At 55.3% G+C, this 17,666-nt stretch carries 17 protein-coding genes; 6 read left to right on the top strand and 11 right to left on the bottom strand.

What is annotated here, in order from left to right; all coding sequences use genetic code 11:
- The 3 genes from AUQ43_RS09465 to AUQ43_RS09455 all read right to left on the bottom strand — a co-directional run bounded on the left by AUQ43_RS09465 (position 1) and on the right by AUQ43_RS09455 (position 4,046).
- Positions 1-447 carry a response regulator gene (locus AUQ43_RS09465; RefSeq protein WP_062955997.1) on the bottom strand — a complete coding sequence of 149 codons (447 nt, stop codon included), beginning with the start codon at positions 445-447 and terminating at the stop codon, positions 1-3.
- A 323-nt stretch (positions 448-770) separates the two neighbouring features.
- Positions 771-2,039 (bottom strand): c-type cytochrome biogenesis protein CcmI, encoded by a 1,269-nt coding sequence (ccmI, locus tag AUQ43_RS09460; protein WP_062955996.1) that lies wholly within the window; start codon positions 2,037-2,039, stop codon positions 771-773.
- Positions 2,040-2,063: 24 nt separating this feature from the next.
- On the bottom strand, positions 2,064-4,046 hold the full coding sequence (locus tag AUQ43_RS09455; RefSeq protein WP_062955995.1) for a heme lyase CcmF/NrfE family subunit: 1,983 nt from the start codon (positions 4,044-4,046) through the stop codon (positions 2,064-2,066).
- Positions 4,047-4,269: 223 nt separating this feature from the next.
- On the opposite strand from AUQ43_RS09455, the gene AUQ43_RS09450 reads away from it, so the two are divergent.
- Entirely contained in the window at positions 4,270-5,289 is a 1,020-nt protein-coding gene (locus AUQ43_RS09450; RefSeq protein WP_062955994.1) for a cation diffusion facilitator family transporter, read from the top strand.
- A gap of 117 nt (positions 5,290-5,406) precedes the next feature.
- Here AUQ43_RS09450 and AUQ43_RS09445 read toward each other — a convergent pair whose 3' ends face one another.
- The 5 genes from AUQ43_RS09445 to AUQ43_RS09425 all read right to left on the bottom strand — a co-directional run bounded on the left by AUQ43_RS09445 (position 5,407) and on the right by AUQ43_RS09425 (position 10,148).
- Positions 5,407-6,162, bottom strand: a complete 756-nt coding sequence (locus tag AUQ43_RS09445; protein WP_062955993.1) for a PhoH family protein — start codon at positions 6,160-6,162, stop codon at positions 5,407-5,409.
- A gap of 339 nt (positions 6,163-6,501) precedes the next feature.
- Positions 6,502-7,728 carry an organoarsenical effux MFS transporter ArsJ gene (arsJ, locus tag AUQ43_RS09440; protein ID WP_062955992.1) on the bottom strand — a complete coding sequence of 409 codons (1,227 nt, stop codon included), beginning with the start codon at positions 7,726-7,728 and terminating at the stop codon, positions 6,502-6,504.
- Between the two features lie 5 nt (positions 7,729-7,733).
- A complete protein-coding gene (locus AUQ43_RS09435; RefSeq protein WP_062955991.1) occupies positions 7,734-8,759 on the bottom strand; it encodes an ArsJ-associated glyceraldehyde-3-phosphate dehydrogenase in 1,026 nt (341 codons plus the stop codon).
- Positions 8,760-8,771: 12 nt separating this feature from the next.
- Positions 8,772-9,803 (bottom strand): ACR3 family arsenite efflux transporter, encoded by a 1,032-nt coding sequence (gene arsB, locus AUQ43_RS09430; protein ID WP_062955990.1) that lies wholly within the window; start codon positions 9,801-9,803, stop codon positions 8,772-8,774.
- Entirely contained in the window at positions 9,804-10,148 is a 345-nt protein-coding gene (locus AUQ43_RS09425; RefSeq protein ID WP_062955989.1) for a helix-turn-helix transcriptional regulator, read from the bottom strand.
- Between the two features lie 161 nt (positions 10,149-10,309).
- Here AUQ43_RS09425 and AUQ43_RS09420 point away from each other — a divergent pair, with 161 nt between their 5' ends.
- The 4 genes from AUQ43_RS09420 (at position 10,310) to AUQ43_RS09405 (ending at position 14,150) form a co-directional block, all read left to right on the top strand.
- The gene (locus tag AUQ43_RS09420; RefSeq protein ID WP_062955988.1) at positions 10,310-10,633 is read left to right on the top strand and encodes a helix-turn-helix transcriptional regulator; all 324 of its coding nucleotides are present in this window, start codon (positions 10,310-10,312) and stop codon (positions 10,631-10,633) included.
- Positions 10,634-10,682: 49 nt separating this feature from the next.
- Positions 10,683-11,720: a permease gene (locus AUQ43_RS09415; RefSeq protein WP_062955987.1), complete on the top strand. Its 1,038-nt coding sequence runs from the start codon at positions 10,683-10,685 to the stop codon at positions 11,718-11,720.
- Between the two features lie 103 nt (positions 11,721-11,823).
- On the top strand, positions 11,824-13,416 hold the full coding sequence (locus AUQ43_RS09410; RefSeq protein WP_062955986.1) for a peptide chain release factor 3: 1,593 nt from the start codon (positions 11,824-11,826) through the stop codon (positions 13,414-13,416).
- A 113-nt stretch (positions 13,417-13,529) separates the two neighbouring features.
- Positions 13,530-14,150, top strand: a complete 621-nt coding sequence (locus AUQ43_RS09405) for a trans-aconitate 2-methyltransferase (RefSeq protein WP_062955985.1) — start codon at positions 13,530-13,532, stop codon at positions 14,148-14,150.
- Between the two features lie 9 nt (positions 14,151-14,159).
- On the opposite strand, the gene AUQ43_RS09400 is transcribed toward AUQ43_RS09405, so the two are convergent.
- The 3 genes from AUQ43_RS09400 to AUQ43_RS09390 all read right to left on the bottom strand — a co-directional run bounded on the left by AUQ43_RS09400 (position 14,160) and on the right by AUQ43_RS09390 (position 16,409).
- Positions 14,160-14,489 (bottom strand): AzlD family protein, encoded by a 330-nt coding sequence (locus tag AUQ43_RS09400; RefSeq protein WP_062955984.1) that lies wholly within the window; start codon positions 14,487-14,489, stop codon positions 14,160-14,162.
- Complete coding sequence (locus tag AUQ43_RS09395; RefSeq protein ID WP_062955983.1) at positions 14,486-15,328, bottom strand: AzlC family ABC transporter permease; 843 nt, start codon at positions 15,326-15,328, stop codon at positions 14,486-14,488. The genes AUQ43_RS09400 and AUQ43_RS09395 overlap by 4 nt, the downstream gene beginning before the upstream one ends.
- Positions 15,329-15,500: 172 nt before the next feature.
- Entirely contained in the window at positions 15,501-16,409 is a 909-nt protein-coding gene (locus tag AUQ43_RS09390; RefSeq protein ID WP_062955982.1) for a LysR family transcriptional regulator, read from the bottom strand.
- A gap of 164 nt (positions 16,410-16,573) precedes the next feature.
- Here AUQ43_RS09390 and speB point away from each other — a divergent pair, with 164 nt between their 5' ends.
- Positions 16,574-17,629, top strand: a complete 1,056-nt coding sequence (gene speB / locus AUQ43_RS09385) for an agmatinase (RefSeq protein WP_062955981.1) — start codon at positions 16,574-16,576, stop codon at positions 17,627-17,629.
- The last annotated feature ends 37 nt before the right edge of the window (positions 17,630-17,666 follow it).

The raw sequence follows: 17,666 nt of genomic DNA, 5'->3' as shown, positions 1-17,666 counted from the left end.
TTACGGCGTGGGCGTTAACGCCAGCCCCAGCCAGAATGATTCGATCATTTTCATCAGATCAATGAATTCTGTCACATCAACCGGTTTACGCAAATAACAGTTCGCACCGGCCGCATAACAGAGATCGACGTCATGCTCGGCACCGGATGTGGTCAGGACAATCACGGGAATGGATGCACAGTTCGGATCATTGCGGATATCACGCAACATTTCGCGGCCATCTTTGCGCGGCATGTTCAAATCCAACAGGATAAGACGCGGGCGCGGCGAATTGCGATAGGGGCCGTCCTGCTGCAAGAACTGCAGGGCAGCCATTGCATCTTTTACATGATGCAGCTCAACCGGTTGTTTGAATTCTCTAAGTGCTTCACGCACAAGGCGCGCGTCACCTGGATTGTCCTCGATCAACAACAGGTTGTTTGTTGTGCCATTTCTATGATCCGGCATGTTGATCCGCTATCCTTACGGGTGACCTCCCAGAAAGCCCGGCCAGCCCTGTTTTTTTTATTTCGTGAGCCTGTTAGTCAATTGATCCTAAAGAAAAGATGGCCCCCGCCATCGGTAAGTATTCTCTAAGACTATGTATATGATTATTTATTCATATATCCTTAAGTCTTATTCTCATACCCCAGCACGAACATCAATTCAATAAGACTTCAGTAAAGTTGCAGATATTATTCGTACGTATGAGATATAATGGCCCAAAAGTGCAGTAAAAAGGGCCTGCCGCGAACTATTTTTCTTTTGCGTTAAAGTTGAGAAGCGACAGCTCAGTTCGCCGTGATACCGATCTCACGAGCCAACGAGTCGAATCGGGTCAGCAGTTCTGGCTGTTGGGCAAATACCTTGCCGACCTTCTCATAGGCGGCTTTGGCATCGTCTTCCTGGCCCAGCACCATATAGGCCTGCATCAGGCGGGCCCAGCCGTCCGGGTCGTTTGGCTCTGTCTCAAGACGTTCGGCCAAACCATTGACCATCGACATCACCATTTCCTGACGTTGTTCGGGCGTGAGTTCTTCGGCGGCGGCGATGTCAGCCTGACTTGGGCCGGGTTGTGTGTTCTCGGCAAGGTTCAGGCGTCCTTCAATGTCGATCCCTTGCGCAAGCGCAGCCTCGTTGATCCGCCCCACCACCATTTGCAACCACGGCGCATCGGCAGGTGCATTGTTGGCAAGGGCGATCCAGCGATCAATAGCGGCCCCGACATTGCCTTCTTGCGCATCGGCAAGGCCAAGGTAAAACTGAATGCGTGGATCAGTGCTGTCGGTTTTTTCGGCTTCACGCAACACGCCACGGGCGGTTGCATTGATTTGACCATTATTGCCGCGCACAAGGCTTTCTGCATACATGGCAAGATAATCGCCATTGCGTCCGGACCGTTTGACGGCCTCAAGAAATGCGGTCTGGGCTTCTTGCGGGCGACCAAGCGCCATGAGGCTGGCACCAAGCAATTCCCATGCGCGCAAATCATCCGGGTCTTCCAGAAGTTTCTGCGACAGGTCGCTGACGGCACGATTCAAAACCGACTGGCGGTCCTCATCAGCACTTTGCGCCATGCGCATGGCATTGATTTCATCGGTGCGGCTGGCGATCGGCCGATCCGGCATGGTCGGGCTCCCCAGATCCAGATAAAGCCCAATGCCGCCGGCAATGAACAATACGATGAAACCTGCGGCAATGGCGCGCATTGGCGAACGGTTCGATGAGATGTGTGTTTCAGAACCATCCGCTTGTTGCTGCTTGATACGCTGGTCAGCAGCCAGAATACGGCGCTGGACCTCGATACGTGCTGCCGTGGCCTGCTCTGTGCTCAGCACGCCACGTTCGATGTCGCGGTCAATTTCGGACAGCTGGTCACGATAGACCGCAAGATCACGCGAAAGTTCGTTCTCCGGGCTGCCATCCTCAGCACTCTTTGCGGATGCTGGTGTTTCGCCATCCGCATCGGCGGTTTCGGTCCGGCTGTTTTGGAAGATCGGCCACAAAATGAACCCCGCAAGCAGCAGGGTCATCGCGCCAAGAACAATCCAGATGGTCATTATGCGTATCCTGTTCCTGGGCTTTTATTCTGCGGGAACCGCTTTGGCGGTGCTTTTGTGCGATCGGGTGGGGGCACCAATGCGATAGCGACGATCAGACAATGACATCAAACCGCCAAATACCATGACAATGCCACCAAACCACATCCACGGGATCATTGGTTTGACATAGAACCGTGTGATCCACTTGCCGCTTTCATCCTGATCCCCGATCACGGCATAGATATCGCCGGTGAAGCTTGACCGGATGCCCGCCTCGGTGGTTGGCATGCCTTCAACCGTATAGATACGTTTTTCCGGCGTCAGGGTGACGGTGCGCTCACCCGGCGTGGTAATGGTGATCTCCGCTTCGCGGGCTGCATAGTTCGGTCCCTGATATTCGCGGATGTCAGACAGGATAAAGGTGTGTCCGGCAAGCTCGGCACTTTCGCCAACCGCCAGCGACTGCACGGCTTCCTCAGTCCAGGCCTGTGAGCCGGTTATCCCGGCGACGACAATCGCCACACCGGCATGGGCCAACATCGTGCCATGGGCTGAGCGCGGCAGGTTGCACATGCGTCGCCAACTGGTGCTGAGCGGTTCGCGGAACAGTTTGATCCGGCCTGCCCATTCAAGGATCGATCCGACAAACAACCACGCCGCCAGGCCCATACCAAACAGGGCGATGGCAGGGCCACCCGCCAGCCAGAGCGTTCCCAGCACGACCACGGCGGTCGCAGCCAGCGCAATTCTGAGCTTGTTAAACACACCCATCAGGTCGGCACGTTTCCATGGCATCATCGGGCCGAATGCCATGGCAACAATTAGCGGGGTCATGATCGGGACAAAGGTCGCGTTAAAGAACGGCGCCCCAACAGAGATTTTTTCGCCGGTCAGGGTTTCAAGCAACAGCGGGTAAAGTGTTCCCAGCAAAACCATCGCAGCCGCGATTGACAACAGCACATTGTTGAAGACAAGTGCCCCTTCGCGCGAAATCGGCTGGAACAATCCGCCGCCCTTCAAAGAAGGTGCACGCCACGCATAAAGCGATAGCGACCCACCGACTGTGAGGCACAGCAGGAACAGGATAAACACCCCGCGCGTCGGATCGGTGGCAAAGGCATGCACGGATGTCAGCGCGCCTGAACGCACAAGGAAGGTGCCCAGAAGCGAAAAGGAAAAGGCCAGGATCGCCAGAAAGATGGTCCAGCTTTTCAGCGCGTCGCGCTTTTCCACCACGATGGCCGAATGCAAAAGTGCTGTGCCGGCAAGCCAGGGCATGAAAGATGCGTTTTCGACCGGGTCCCAGAACCACCAGCCGCCCCAGCCAAGCTCGTAATAGGCCCACCAGGACCCAAGTCCGATTCCGGCGGTCAAAAAGACCCAAGCGGCCAGAGTCCATGGCCGAACCCAGCGTGCCCAGGCCGGATCAACCCGGCCTTCGATCAGGGCGGCAACCGCAAATGCAAAGGCGACCGAAAAGCCAACATAGCCGAGATACAGGAATGGCGGATGGATGGCGATGCCCGGGTCCTGCAAAAGGGGGTTCATGCCCTCCCCGTCAAGCGGCGGGTTCAAGACGCGCTCAAACGGGTTGGAGGTCAGAACGATAAACAGAATAAAGCCAACCCCGATCAGCCCCATGACACCAAGCACACGGGCCAGCAAGGTCGGCGGAAGATTGCGACCAAATGCTGCAACCGCGCCACCAAACAGGGTCAGGATCAGCACCCAAAGCAGCATCGATCCTTCGTGATTGGCCCAGACGCCGGTGATCTTATAAATCATCGGTTTGGATGTGTGGCTGTTGGCCAGAACGTTCACGACAGAGAAATCCGAACTGACATAGGCATACGTAAGCGCAAGGAAACTTGTCGCAACCAATGCAAAACACGCAATCGCCAAGCGGGGTGCAACATTCAGAAGCGCCGCATCGCGACGGGACGCCGCCAAAAACGGAATCGTGGATTGGGCCACTGCCATCACAAGTGACAGTATCAGGGCGTAATGTCCGATTTCTACAATCATGTTCGCGTGTCTCGTCCCTAGCAGGCCTGAGGTTATCTCTTATGCGCCCGGATGCGACATATAATCCCTTTAAAAAGGCTTGGAAACCTTGCGGAATATCAAATATGCGCTATTTGCTGCACAATGCGGGCGAAAATATGGCAATAGTCGTTACATATTGTACCCAAACAGGCTATAAAACCGTGATCAGCCAGCATATTGGTAGGCCAGAGGTCAACAACCCATGAGTCAATGTCCCGTCATTGACATCGCACAAAAAGAAATGTGGGCACGTCGTGCGACGACGGCCTCCATTGTTATTGCTGCGACACTGATCCTGATCAAGGCTGTCGGCTGGTTTCTGACCGATTCCGTAAGTCTTCTGTCTTCCATGATTGATAGCATGCTTGACGTTGGCACATCTGTGATCAACTTCATGGCTGTGCGTTCGGCTTGGCGTCCGGCGGATTACGATCATCGCTTTGGCCATGGCAAGGCAGAACCATTGGCCGGTCTGTTCCAGTCCGCCTTCATGATTGGTGCAGCTGTTCTGGTGTTGGCCGAGGCCGCATCACGCCTTAATGAACCCAAACAGATATCCTTTGCCGTTGAAGGCCTGTGGATCATGGGTGTGTCGCTGGTCATGACAGTTGGTTTGGTTCTGCTTCAACGCAAGGCGGTCCGTATTTCCGGCTCTGCTGCGGTCGAGGCGGATTCGCTTCATTACAGCAGCGATATCCTGTCCAATCTTGCGGTCATGATTGCGCTGTTTGGCGGTATGTCCGGGCTGGCCTGGGCCGATCCGGCGATTGGCGGGATGGTTGCGATCTTCCTGCTGTATTCCGCGATCAAGGTCGGGCGCTCCTCGGTCGGGGTTCTGATGGATGCGGAACTTCCCGAATCTGACAGCCAGCGCATCATCGAACTGACCATGAAAAATCCCGATGTCATCGGTATTCATCGTCTGCGGACCCGTTCATCGGGTGTGCATCGCTTTGCCGAGATCGAGCTGATCATGGATGGTGGCATGTTGATGCGCGAATCACATACCATTTGCCATCAGGTGATGGACAGTATCCGTGCGGAATATCCCGATCTCGATATCACCATCCATCCCGAACCGCCCGAAGACATCCACCTTGATGAATTCAGCGGCTATACCGAAGATCCTGAATTCTGGCACACCGGCCGCGCCAAGCGTGCCGGACAGCATGATATCCCGGTTTCCAACAGTGGCGGTGAAGTCGCGGCCATGGGGCGCTAAGCGCCACCCGGTGACAACCCCGTCGCTTGGATTTGAAAGCAGTCACAAAAAATGGCGGACCCTTGCGGGCCCGCCTTTGTTTTATGCAGTGTTTTTGCAGTTTGCCGTGTTGAAACCTTAGAGAACGGTCAGCATGCTTGCGACCAGCGGATGACGGACAATGTCCTTGTCGCGCAACTGGACGCAGGCAATGTCATCAACATTGCGAAGGCGATCAGACATTTCTGACAAGCCCGACATTTCCGGCAGAAGGTCGGTCTGATCCGGGTCGCCGGTCAGGATCATGGTGGAGTTCCAGCCAAGACGGGTGACCAGCATCTTGAGCTGCCCATAGGTGCAGTTCTGTGCTTCGTCGATGACGACAAAGGCATTGTTGAGTGTACGACCCCGCATATAGCCAATCGGTGCAATCTCGATCGTGCCGTCCGAGATATAAGTCTTAAGGCGCTTGGCCCCAAGACGATCATTCAGCGCATCATAAAGCGGGCGAAGGTAGGGGGCCATTTTGGCTTCGACATCACCGGGAAGGAAGCCGATATTTTCCCCGGCTTCGACAGCAGGGCGGGCCAGAACAATGCGGGCGATATCGCCGTTATCAAGCGCCTCAACCGCCTTGGAGACCGCGATATAGGTCTTGCCGGTCCCCGCCGGGCCAAGGGCCATGACCAGATTGAAATTGTCGATGGCATCCATCAGGGCTGCCTGGTTCTCACTTTTCGGGCGGATGTTGCGGCGGTAGCTTTGATCGCGTTGTCCTTTCTGTTCTGGTTCGCCAAGCGGATGCCAATCGGCATTCTTTTCATCAAACAGCTCATGAACATTGGTGTTAGGCTGTTGCGGACGGTTACGACGACGTGCTGCGCGCTTACCCATGACGATCACCTCAACAAAGTTGCCAAAAAAGCAAAACGCGCCATTCCGTCATGGAAAGGCGCGCATTCAATTTTCATCTTGCGATGGAAGTGGCGGTAGGAGTTTCCGCCGGTCACAGCATGTTGCATGTGCGATCCGGGGGGCGAAAATTCTCGTTTTAAGACGCTTTTTCGCGGCACTCGGGAACCCCTCCTGCGGTCCAGTTATTGACCGTTGACTGGAATCGTACCCCTATATGCTGTGTCTTGTCACGGGTTTTTGCGCGATTAAATTTTCATGAAACAGGATTGTGAGTCTTTTCAGATATTTATCCCGCATCTGCGAAAGAACTTTTTCCCATCAACTCTGCGTTGATGCCCCGGAACGCGATGGCAACGCGGCACTGATCACCCAGGCAAGGGTTAAAAACGCGATTGATGTCACAAGACACCCGACCAGTCCGCCATACAGATAGGCTACCCCCGAAAGCACCGTGCCGGTCAATCGCCCGATGGCATTCGACATATAATAGAAACCGACATTCATCGCGACCTTGTCGCCCTCGGCATAGGCAAGGATCAGGTAGGAATGCAGCGATGAATTGATCGCAAAGACAATCCCGAACACCAGCAATCCGCCCAGAACTGCAAGTTCTGGGGCGATATCATGTGTGATGGCTGCGGCAATTGCCGCCGATACGGCAATCAGGACTGCAATCCAGATTTGCGCAGTTCTGCCGTCCGGCTCGCGGGTTTTGGCACGCAACATCTTGGGGGCAATGGCCTGAATAAAGCCATATCCGATCACCCAAAGCGCCATGTAGCTGCCGACTTCGATATGGCTCCAGCCAAGCTCGGATGCCAGAAACACCGGCAACCCGACGACAAACCAGATATCGCGCGATCCGAACAAAAACAGCCTTGCTGCCGACAGAACATTGATCTTGCGGTCACGCGAAAAGACATCGCGGAACTTCGGCTTTATGCCCCCGGCCGGACCTGCCATTGCCGATCCGAGCGATATGGCAACCGCAATCAGGGTAAGCGCAAGACCTGCCGCCATTGCCAAAAGTGCACCTGAAAAACCAAGCCAGGACAGTAGCGCGCCACCCATGAAAAAGCCCACGCCCTTAAGCGCGTTCTTCGATCCGGTCAAAAGCGCGACCCAGCGGAAAAGCGCACCGTCAGCATTAGCAGGCACCAGAACCTTGATTGCCGATTTGCTCGACATTTTGGTCAGGTCCTTGGCAACGCCTGATGCAGCCTGAAGCCCCATGACATAGGCCACCGAAAGGGCGGGGAGCCAATCGGGATTGGTAAGTGATAGGGCGGTTAGCGAAGCGATTTGTAATGCCAGCCCGGCAAACAGGGTAAAGCGCAATCCGCGTGCCTGGGCCAGCCATCCACCGACCAGATTGGTGACGATCCCGGCCACTTCGTAAAGGATGAACAGAAGTGCGATTTCAAACGCCGAATAGCCCAGCGCATGAAAATGCAACAGCACCAACATGCGAAGCGCCCCGTCGGTCAGGGTAAAGCCCCAATAGGCCCCGGTGACCAGCGCATAATTGCGGATTGCGGCCGACATCTTTGCTAGTTCCCCAAAAGATGTTGCGCGACTTTGACGGTCAAATCCGCCATGCGGCAGACATATCCCCATTCATTGTCATACCAGGCCAGAATTTTGACCTGACGCTTGTCGATCACCATGGTCGATCCGGCATCAATGATTGAAGATCGGCTGTCATTAAGATAGTCGGCACTCACCAGCGGGCGTTCTTCATATCCAAGAATACCCGAAAGATACGTTTCCGATGCCTCTTGCATCAGTCGATTGACGGTTTCGACATCGGTATCCTCGGCCACTTCGAACACGCAATCGGTCAGCGATGCATTCAGCAGCGGAACGCGCACGGCAATGCCGTTCAGTTTGCCCTTGAGTTCCGGGTAAATCATCGTGATCGCGGTGGCAGAGCCCGTACTGGTCGGGATCAGCGATTGCAGGCAGGACCGTGCGCGGCGCAAATCCTTGTGCGGCAGATCGACAATCGTCTGGGTGTTGGTCACATCATGAATGGTGGTGATGGATCCATGCACGATCCCAAGCTTCTCATGCATGACCTTGACCACCGGCGCCAGACAGTTGGTTGTGCAACTCGCCGCCGTCAGAAGGTGGTGGTGCGTTGGGTCATAAAGATCATCATTCACGCCGTAAACGATGTTAAGCGCACCTTCCTTGACCGGGGCGGCAACGATGACCTTTTGAACCCCCTGATCGAAATAGGGCTGCAATGTTTCGGGTGTTTTGAATTTGCCGGTGCATTCCAGAACAATGTCACAGCCCATGCCGACCCAATCGGTCTCGCCGGGGGTGGCGTTTTCGCTAAAACTGATCTTGTGCGTCTGATCGATCACCACGTGATCATCAATGCAGGCTACACCATTGCCCCAGCGGCCATGGACCGAGTCAAATTCCAGCAAATGGGCCGCGGTAACGGCCCCGCCCTTTATTTCATTGATGTGCACAAATTCAAGGTTCGGGTGTCCCCATCCAGCGCGCAGAACCAAGCGCCCCATGCGGCCAAAACCATTGATGCCAACGCGAATTTTACGGCTCATGTCAGGGCTCCGTTAGTTTGCAATTTTTGATGGGTTGAACCAGCCGCGGGTGCGGTTGGCAATCGCGACGAGCGACAGCATCACGGGTACTTCGACCAGCACACCAACCACGGTGGCAAGGGCTGCACCCGATGAAAAGCCAAACAGCCCGATGGCAGTCGCCACAGCCAGTTCAAAGAAGTTCGAGGCCCCGATCATCGAAGACGGCGCAGCGATTTTATGCTCCACGCCCAGCACCTTGTTGGCGACATAGGCGATGGCCGCGATGAAATAGGTCTGCAAAATGATCGGCACCGCCAGAAGAGCAATGATCATCGGTTGAGCAAGGATCTGTTGCCCCTGAAAGGCAAACAGCAGAACCAGCGTGCTTAGCAACGCAATCATCGATACGGGTTTAAGCTTGGCATCAAAGCTGTTGAATGCCGCGACCCCGCCTTTCATGACGCGGTTTCGGATGATCTGCCCGGCAATCACCGGAATAACGATAAACGCCACAACCGAAATGGTCAGCGTTTCCCACGGAATAGTGATTGCCGAAATGCCCAGCAATAGGGCCACAATCGGCGCAAAGGCAAAGATCATGATCGTGTCATTAAGTGCCACCTGGGTCAGCGTAAAGTTTGCATCCCCCTTGGTCAGGTGCGACCAGACAAACACCATTGCTGTGCAGGGGGCTGCCCCCAACAGGATAAGACCGGCGATATAGCTTTCGATTTGTGACTCGGGCAAAAGCGGGCGGAATAGAAAGCCGATAAACAACCAGCCAAGGGCGGCCATGGTAAACGGCTTGATCAGCCAGTTCACACCAAGTGTTACGCCAATCCCGCGCCATTGCCGTCCGACTTCATGCAGGGCACCAAAATCGACCTTCATCAACATCGGCACGATCATGAGCCAGATCAGAACCGTGACCGGCAAATTGATCTCATAGGCGGTCATATTGCCGATCGCCTGAAACACATCGGGGAACAGTTCGCCAAGGATGATGCCGACAATGATGCTTGCAGCGACCCAGATGGTCAGAAAACGTTCGAAAATACCCATCTAGCAGCATCCTTTGTCAGTGTTGGTGGCTGAACGGCTTGGCAACCCGCACAGTTCGGGGTGTCCTTGGCAGCAATCATCGGCAAGGAACCCCAAAAGATCGCGCATCGCATCTGGCACAATCCGGTAAATGATCGACCGGCCTTCGCGTGTGCTTGTGATCAGACCCGCCTGACTAAGCGTGGTCAGATGCGATGACATGGTGTTGTGCGGAATGGATATCTGCCGGGCCAGTTCGCCCGCGGCAATGCCATCATTCCCCGCACGGACCAGCAGCCGGAAGGCCGCCAGTCTGTGTTCCTGTGCCAGGGCGCCAAGGGCGCTGATTGCGTGTTTTGTTTCCATATGTCGGGAATTATCGACATATAGCCACGCTGGCAAGTGACATTTGTATTTCAGTGATGCGGACTGTTATGCGTGAGAGCAAAAAAGTAATTTGAAACAGTAAGGTAGGTTCGATCAAAAAAATAAGTTTAAATAACTAGAAATATAGTTATAATAGCGCCATGAGCGAAAAAACAGTTGCACCGGCCTTTGCCGCCTTGGGCCACGAAGCCCGTCTGAAAATCTATCGTCTGTTGGTAAAGGCAGGTGATGAGGGACTTAATATTGGCGATATCGGACGGCTGGTTGGACTGCCGGCCTCGACCCTTTCCCACCATCTGGGGACTTTGGTTCAAGCCGGTCTGGTCAAGCAGGAAAAACAAGGCCGTGAAACCCGCAATCGGGCGGATTTTGATGTGATGCGTGATCTGGTCGGCTTTATCGCGGACGAATGCTGCAGCGGCGTTGATCTTGATGCCGTACGGGAACAGGAAACCGCCGACTGAGCGGCGCGTTTTTTTGGGTTAAAGAAACTAATTTTCTAGGGATATAGATATGAGTGCCCTGACAGTTCAATTGCGCCGCTTTGGGTCATCTGCACGACAGATTGATCGTGTGTTGCTGGCCGCCTGCATCATCCTTGCCGCGATCTTTATCTTGGACGCGCCGCAATTTGTGCCAAGCGTGCTGTTCACGGCCAATTCCTTTGCCGAAACTGCGCCGTTCCTTGTTCTTTCCATCGGGATTGCTGCTTATGCCACGGCAACCGGGGCCGATAACCTGATTTCACGCGCCTTTGCCGGGCGGCCTGTGCGGATGGTCTTTACCGCTGCGGCCTTTGGGGCGTTGTCGCCATTTTGCTCTTGCGGGGTGATCCCGCTGATTGCGGCCCTGCTTGCCATGGGGGTTCCCTTGGCGCCGGTCATGGCATTCTGGTTGGCAAGTCCGGTGATTGATCCGGCGATGTTTGTTCTGACCATGGGGACGCTCGGTACCGATTTTGCCGTGATCAAAATGATCTCGGCGATTGCGCTTGGTCTGATGGGCGGTTTTGTCACCATGTGGTTGGGTGCGCGGGGTTTTCTGTCTGATCCACTACGCGACGGCGTTGGCAATGGCGGCTGCGGCGGGGCGAAGGTGCGGTCCCACAAGGCCGTCTTCTGGAAGTTCTGGCAGGATGGCGAACGGATCAAAAAGTTCCGCACGTCCGCTGTGTCGAACATGATCTTTCTGGGGAAATGGCTGGCGTTTGCCTTTCTGCTGGAAAGCATCATGGTTGCTTATGTCCCGGCCGAAAGTGTTAGTGGATTGCTTGGTGGCGACGGGCTGGCACCGATTGCGATTGCCACCCTTGTCGGGGTTCCTGCCTATTTGAATGGCTATGCTGCGCTTCCGATCATGGAAGGCCTGATTGCGCAGGGTATGCAATCGGGGGCGGCAATGGCGTTTCTGGTGGCCGGTGGTGTGTCATCCATCCCGGCGGCGATTGCGGTCTTTGCGCTGGTGAAAAAACCGGTCTTTGCGCTTTATCTGGTCTATGCGCTGGTCGGTTCGTTCGCAATCGGCGTCATTTCGCAAGCTTGGCTGGGTTAAACCGTCCGCTTCATGTCCGATATGATGATTTCACGGTGGCAATACCGTTAAAAATCGCTACATTGCGCGCCAAGAAATTCATATCGGATTAAAGTTGATAACCATGTCGATGATTGACCAGCAGGTATCGCGTCGCCGTACCTTCGCCATCATTGCCCACCCGGATGCGGGTAAAACGACCCTGACCGAAAAGCTGCTGCTGTTCGGGGGTGCCATTCAGATGGCAGGTGCGGTGAAGGCGAAAAAGGAACAGAAGGGTGCCCGTTCGGACTTCATGAAGATCGAACAGGACCGCGGTATTTCCGTGTCTTCGGCTGTGATGACCTTCGAGTTTGAAAAGAACATCTTCAACCTGCTTGATACGCCGGGCCACGAAGACTTTTCCGAAGATACCTATCGCGTGCTGACCGCAGTTGATTCCGCCGTCATGGTGATTGACGGTGCGAAGGGCATCGAGTCCCAGACCCGTAAGCTGTTTGAGGTCTGCCGTCTGCGTGACGTGCCGATCACGACTTTCGTCAACAAGCTTGACCGCGAAGCCCGTGATTCATTCGAACTGATCGATCAGATCGAACAGGATCTCGCCCTTGATGTCTCGCCGGTAACCTGGCCAATCGGGTCGGGCCGTGATTTCCATGGCTGTTACGATCTGGTCAATGATCAGCTTCTGTTCATGGAAAAAGGCGGCAATGTCGTCAAGGAAGCCATTCCGATCAAGGGGCTTGATGATCCGAAGCTTGATGAGCTGATCCCGGATTATCTTCTGGAAAAGCTGCGCGAGGAAGTCGAAATGGTGCGCGAAATGTGCCCGCCATTTGATTTGCAGAGCTATCGCGAAGGGCATCTGACGCCGGTCTTCTTTGGGTCGGCCGTCAATAACTTTGGCGTGCGTGAATTGTTGCGCGGCATTGGCGAAATTGCACCGACCCCGCGCCCGCAAGAGGCGGCAACGCGTCTGGTCGAAGCGGTTGAGCCAAAGGTGGCGGGCTTTGTGTTCAAGGTACAGGCCAACATCGACCCGAACCATCGTGACCGCATTGCGTTTATTCGTCTGTGCTCTGGCCACTTCAAACGCGGCATGAAGCTCAAGCACGTTCGTGCGGGCAAACAGATGGCGGTGCATAACCCGATGCTGTTCTTTGCCAACGAACGTGACATTGCCGAAGAAGCCTGGCCGGGTGATATCATCGGCATTCCGAACCACGGGACGCTTCGTATCGGCGATACCCTGACCGAGGGCGAAGAGCTTCGCTTCCGCGGTGTTCCGGCCTTTGCCCCGGAATTGCTGCAGAAAGTCCGTCTGGATGACCCGCTCAAGGGCAAGCATCTCCAGCGCGCGCTTGAACAGCTTGCCGAAGAAGGCGCATCACAGGTTTTCAAACCGATGATGGGGGCAGACTGGATCGTTGGCGTCGTCGGGCAACTGCAGTTCGAGGTTCTCAAGGAACGCATTTCGGCCGAATATGGCATCAAGGTGCATTTCGAACCGACCCCGGCCTATGCCGCGCGTTGGGTGGTTGGCGATCCGGCGGAAATCAAGAAGTTCCGCGATACCAACCAGTCCGCGCTGTTTGAAGATCACGATGAAACGCTGGTCTTCATTGCGCGCAATGCCTGGCATCTTGATACGACCCAAAGCGACTGGCCGAACCTCAAATTCGAATCCACCCGCGAACAGAATCTGGTTGCGGCCTGATCATTGGCTGCCGACCATGTGAAAAAGCCGCCCCGATCAAGGGCGGCTTTTTGTTTGGTGTAGGCAGGTCGTCGCGATAGTTTTGATTTTCGACGTCACAGAAGGGCAACCAAATGACCGGTGATCGCAAGACACATTGGGACTGCGTTTATCGCGAAAAGCCCGAAGCCAGCCTGACCTGGTATCAGGATCGCCCGGCGGCGTCGCTGGCGCTGATTGATAACGCCCGGTTGACGCCATCCTCCTCGGTGATTGATGTCGGCGGCGGAACCTCTCGGCTGGCGGCATCATTGCTGGCTATCGGTATCCGCGATGTGACGGTTCTGGATATCTCAGGCGTTGCCTTGGACCATGCCCGTGATCAGCTTGGCGGTGCGGGCAAGTCGGTAAAATGGATTGCAACCGACATCACTGCTTGGTCGCCGGATCGCCAATATGATCTTTGGCACGATCGCGCGGTATTTCATTTCCTGGTCGATCCGGATGAACGCATGGCATATGTCGCGAACCTCAAAAAAGGGCTTCGCATAGGCGGGCATGCCATCATCGCGACCTTTGCGCCGGACGGGCCGGAAAAATGCAGTGGCCTGCCCGTTGTGCGTTACAGCCCGGCTGAACTTGGTGCTGTTCTGGGTGATGATTTTGAACTGATCACCCATCGCAACGAGATGCATCAAACCCCGATGGCCAGAACGCAGTCCTTCCAGTTCAGTCTCTTTCGCCGGATAGCTTAGCAGCCTAGCCTAATTGCTGATGAAATATCGGCCGACACCAACCAGAACCATGCCCACTGCCATGGCGGCAAACAGGTTGCGCGCGAGCGCCATGGTAATCACGGTGGCGGCAGCCCCTGCAATGCCAATCGCACCTGCCGAAAGGGCGCTGGGTACCCAGACGGAAATCAAAACGGCACCGGGCAGGCGTTCCAGTACATGCGCCCAACGACCATGTTGCGGCAAACGGTCCGCCATCAGAAGGCCCCCCAGCCGCATACCATAGGTCACGGCTGCCATGCCAAGAATGGTCAGAACGGCCTCTAAGCTGAAACTTGTCAGATCGGGGAATTGGGTCATTTGCCGGTCTCCACTGCGGGGGTGGCGCGGGTGGCGCTGTTTTTGCCTTCCGGCGCGCCATAGGCATTGCGGCCTTCGACGGCAAATTCGGCCTCAAGGCTGTCATCATCCATGTCTTCACGCCATGTCAGTGCGGCAACAACCACCCCTGCACCTGCACCGACCAGGATCGACCAGGTTCCGGGCAAGGTGAAATGGCCAATCACGGATCCAATGGCCGCTGCAATCCAAGGTAAAAGGTCAACGCGCCCCTTCCACATGCCAATGGTGAGTGCGGCAAACACGGCAGTGAACGCGAAATCAAGCGCATAGACTTCCGGGTCAGGAATGCCGCCGCCAAGCAGGTAACCAACCGTATTGCCCGTCGCCCAGACCACACCAAGGAACATCCCGCCGCCCAGCAAGAATCCTGGATTGGCAAGGTCCTTTTGGGTCATCGACACGGCCCAGTTTTCATCGGCGACCATATGCATGCCGGTCACCTTGACCCAGAGCGGGCGACCGCGAAACACGGGGCGCAAGGATGCCCCGATCAGGATATAGCGCATATTGATCACCGCGGTTGCGATGATGATGGTGGCACTCGGGATGGTTTCGCGCCACAGATCGACCGACACGAACTGTGCCGATCCGGCAAACACCGCCAGGCTCATAAATAAAAGTTCGCCAAGCGACAATCCGCGCTGTGCGGCCAGAACGCCAAGCACCGCACCAAAGATTATGGTGCTGGGCAAAAGCGGCAGGCAGGCAAGGGCGCCGCGTCTGATGGTGTCAGAATCAAAATGGCCCGTTTTGGGCTGGCTTTCCGGGTGTTTTTCGGGCTGTCCGGGGCGTGACATTTCCGACGTTTCCTATGGTTGTTGGCAGCCGGTTCTTTGGCGTGACCGGTGCGTCCTTTTTATCATGCGGTGGGCGAGGAGCCATTGTTTCAGGCTCCATAATGATCGACATCAGATAGTCGGTCTTGGACGATATTGCTATCGATTGCGATTGCCGGTTTTCACTTGGCAGTCAGGCAGCGTCGCCTGCGAAATCAGCAATCAGCATATCAAGAAACAGGTTGGTGATCGGGTCGGGCTGTTTGGTGTCATCAAGGCTTGCCTGAAACGTGACCTTCACCGTCAATCGGTCTGGCAGAATCATGCGCATGCGACCGGCATCCACAAACTGCTTGGCATAGTGTTCGGGCAGATAACCCAGAAATGCACCTGACAGGATCAAACGTGCTTCGGCCTCCATGTCTGATACGGTTGCGTGCGGCCGGGCAATCGCGAATTCCTTAAGGTCCCTGCCAAGCCAGGATTTGCGCCCGATCAGGCGGTAACGCCGGATTTCATCAATGTCGATTTCGTCATCGGGCTGGGTAAAAAGCGGATGGTCCGATCCGCAATAGAACCGATGGGTTTCACCGTAAAGCGGGATATAGCGCAGACCCAGAACGGTTTTCGGAAAACTGCAGATGCCAATCTGGATATTGTCGGTCACCACTTCACGCAACAGGTCATTGGGCGGATAGGTCACGACATTGAGCGTCACATCCGGGGCGCGTTCCATAAAGCGTGCAATGGTTTTTTCGATCCGGCGTGCAGCAGGATCGGTGATGGTATTATCCGTCAGTCCGATGGTCAGGGTGCCGCTTAGCTTGTCACGCAGTGCTCGCATCTTGGTTTCATATTGCGCGACCGATTTGAACAGCCGGTGGGCTTCTTCAAATACCACCTGTCCCTCAGCCGTCAGCGCAAAGCCACCCCGTCCGCGTTTGCAAAGTGTGAACCCAAGCCGGGTCTCAAGGGCGGTGACATAGCTTGAAATTGTTGAAAGTGACAGGTTGAGATCGCTTTGTGCAGCGGCAAATCCCCCGGCCTCGACGATGGTCAGGAAAATACGCAAAAGCTTCAGGTCGGCCTGTTCCGTGATCATCGGGTCAATTCCATGCGGTAAAAGTCATTACTTTGGAAAATGCCAAAGTAAAGTTCAGAAATACGTGATTTTTAAGTGCCGCGCAATTTGATCTGATCGGGCCAACAACAATATCCGGCCACTGGTTCAATGTCCGCGAACCAATGCCCCGATCAGGAGGTCCCATGTTCACCGACGACAAACTTGCAAAACTGCGCGAAAAATACGGCAACACCAAAGGCGCAGACATTTTTGATCCGCATTTTCGCGAAGTGGCGGCATCGCAGTTTTCTGAAAGTGGCGCGCGCAAATGGCCATTTGCCGGTGTGCCAACTTTCCTTGATGCGCCGTTTGCCGCCGATGCCGAGAACGAGAATTTTGCAGGCCTCGACATCGCACTGGTTGGCGTGCCGATGGATCTTGGTGTCAGTAACCGTGCCGGTGCACGACTTGGCCCGCGTGCGGTACGCAATATCGAACGCATCGGTCCGTATGAACATGTCCTGCGCATGGTGCCCGGGGCCATGGCACGCATCGCTGATATTGGCGATGTACCGTTTCGTAGCCGATATTCATTGGAAAGCTGCCACGAAGATATTGAGGCCTATTTCAATAAGATCGTTGGTGCCGGTGTCATTCCGATTGCCATCGGTGGCGATCATTCGATCAGCTATTCGATCCAAAAGGCGGTCGGCAAGGATCGCCCGGTCGGCATGATCCATCTTGATGCCCATTGTGATACCTGCGGGGAGTATGATGGATCGCGGTTCCATCATGGTGGCCCGTTCCGCGAGGCGGTGATGGATGGTGTGCTTGATCCCGAACGCACCATACAAATCGGCATTCGCGGCCCGTCGGAATATGTCTGGGAATTTTCCTATGACAGCGGCATGACCGTGATCCACGCCGAAGAAGTCCCGAAAATGGGCGTTGAGGGCGTCATCGCCAAGGCGCGCGAAGTGGTCGGCGATGGCCCGGTTTATCTGTCATTTGATGTTGATTGCCTGGATCCGTCCTTCGCACCGGGCACGGGCACGCCAGAGGTCGGTGGCCTGACCTCGCGCGAGGCATTGGCGATCCTGCGCGGTCTTAAGGGGATTGATTTTGTCGGTGCCGATGTTGTCGAGGTTGCCCCGCAATATGATGCCACGACCAACACCGCCCAGGTCGCGGCACAGGTTCTGTTTGAAGAGCTTTGTCTGGTGGTCGATGCGATGAAGCGTCGCAATGGCGAAGCATAAGGCCTTGCCGTAAAACCCGATGAACGACCTGTCCGTA

It is taken from the genome of Thalassospira sp. MCCC 1A01148, assembly GCF_001613795.1.
In the GTDB taxonomy this organism is placed as follows: domain Bacteria; phylum Pseudomonadota; class Alphaproteobacteria; order Rhodospirillales; family Thalassospiraceae; genus Thalassospira.
Note: the sequence above shows the minus strand (reverse complement) of the source record. Positions and strands in the feature narration are given on the sequence as shown.

Bases quoted from the DNA above. Each gene is read 5' to 3' on its own strand.
- AUQ43_RS09400 (WP_062955984.1), bottom strand. From the start codon at position 14,489: ATGACCCAATTCCCCGATCTGACAAGTTTCAGCTTAGAGGCCGTTCTG.
- AUQ43_RS09410 (WP_062955986.1), top strand. From the start codon at position 11,824: ATGTCGATGATTGACCAGCAGGTATCGCGTCGCCGTACCTTCGCCATC.
- AUQ43_RS09405 (WP_062955985.1), top strand. From the start codon at position 13,530: ATGACCGGTGATCGCAAGACACATTGGGACTGCGTTTATCGCGAAAAG.
- speB (WP_062955981.1), top strand. From the start codon at position 16,574: ATGTTCACCGACGACAAACTTGCAAAACTGCGCGAAAAATACGGCAAC.
- AUQ43_RS09465 (WP_062955997.1), bottom strand. From the start codon at position 447: ATGCCGGATCATAGAAATGGCACAACAAACAACCTGTTGTTGATCGAG.
- AUQ43_RS09450 (WP_062955994.1), top strand. From the start codon at position 4,270: ATGAGTCAATGTCCCGTCATTGACATCGCACAAAAAGAAATGTGGGCA.
- AUQ43_RS09445 (WP_062955993.1), bottom strand. From the start codon at position 6,162: ATGGGTAAGCGCGCAGCACGTCGTCGTAACCGTCCGCAACAGCCTAAC.
- AUQ43_RS09395 (WP_062955983.1), bottom strand. From the start codon at position 15,328: ATGTCACGCCCCGGACAGCCCGAAAAACACCCGGAAAGCCAGCCCAAA.
- arsB (WP_062955990.1), bottom strand. From the start codon at position 9,803: ATGGGTATTTTCGAACGTTTTCTGACCATCTGGGTCGCTGCAAGCATC.
- ccmI (WP_062955996.1), bottom strand. From the start codon at position 2,039: ATGACCATCTGGATTGTTCTTGGCGCGATGACCCTGCTGCTTGCGGGG.
- AUQ43_RS09435 (WP_062955991.1), bottom strand. From the start codon at position 8,759: ATGAGCCGTAAAATTCGCGTTGGCATCAATGGTTTTGGCCGCATGGGG.
- AUQ43_RS09425 (WP_062955989.1), bottom strand. From the start codon at position 10,148: ATGGAAACAAAACACGCAATCAGCGCCCTTGGCGCCCTGGCACAGGAA.
- AUQ43_RS09455 (WP_062955995.1), bottom strand. From the start codon at position 4,046: ATGATTGTAGAAATCGGACATTACGCCCTGATACTGTCACTTGTGATG.
- arsJ (WP_062955992.1), bottom strand. From the start codon at position 7,728: ATGTCGGCCGCAATCCGCAATTATGCGCTGGTCACCGGGGCCTATTGG.
- AUQ43_RS09415 (WP_062955987.1), top strand. From the start codon at position 10,683: ATGAGTGCCCTGACAGTTCAATTGCGCCGCTTTGGGTCATCTGCACGA.
- AUQ43_RS09390 (WP_062955982.1), bottom strand. From the start codon at position 16,409: ATGATCACGGAACAGGCCGACCTGAAGCTTTTGCGTATTTTCCTGACC.
- AUQ43_RS09420 (WP_062955988.1), top strand. From the start codon at position 10,310: ATGAGCGAAAAAACAGTTGCACCGGCCTTTGCCGCCTTGGGCCACGAA.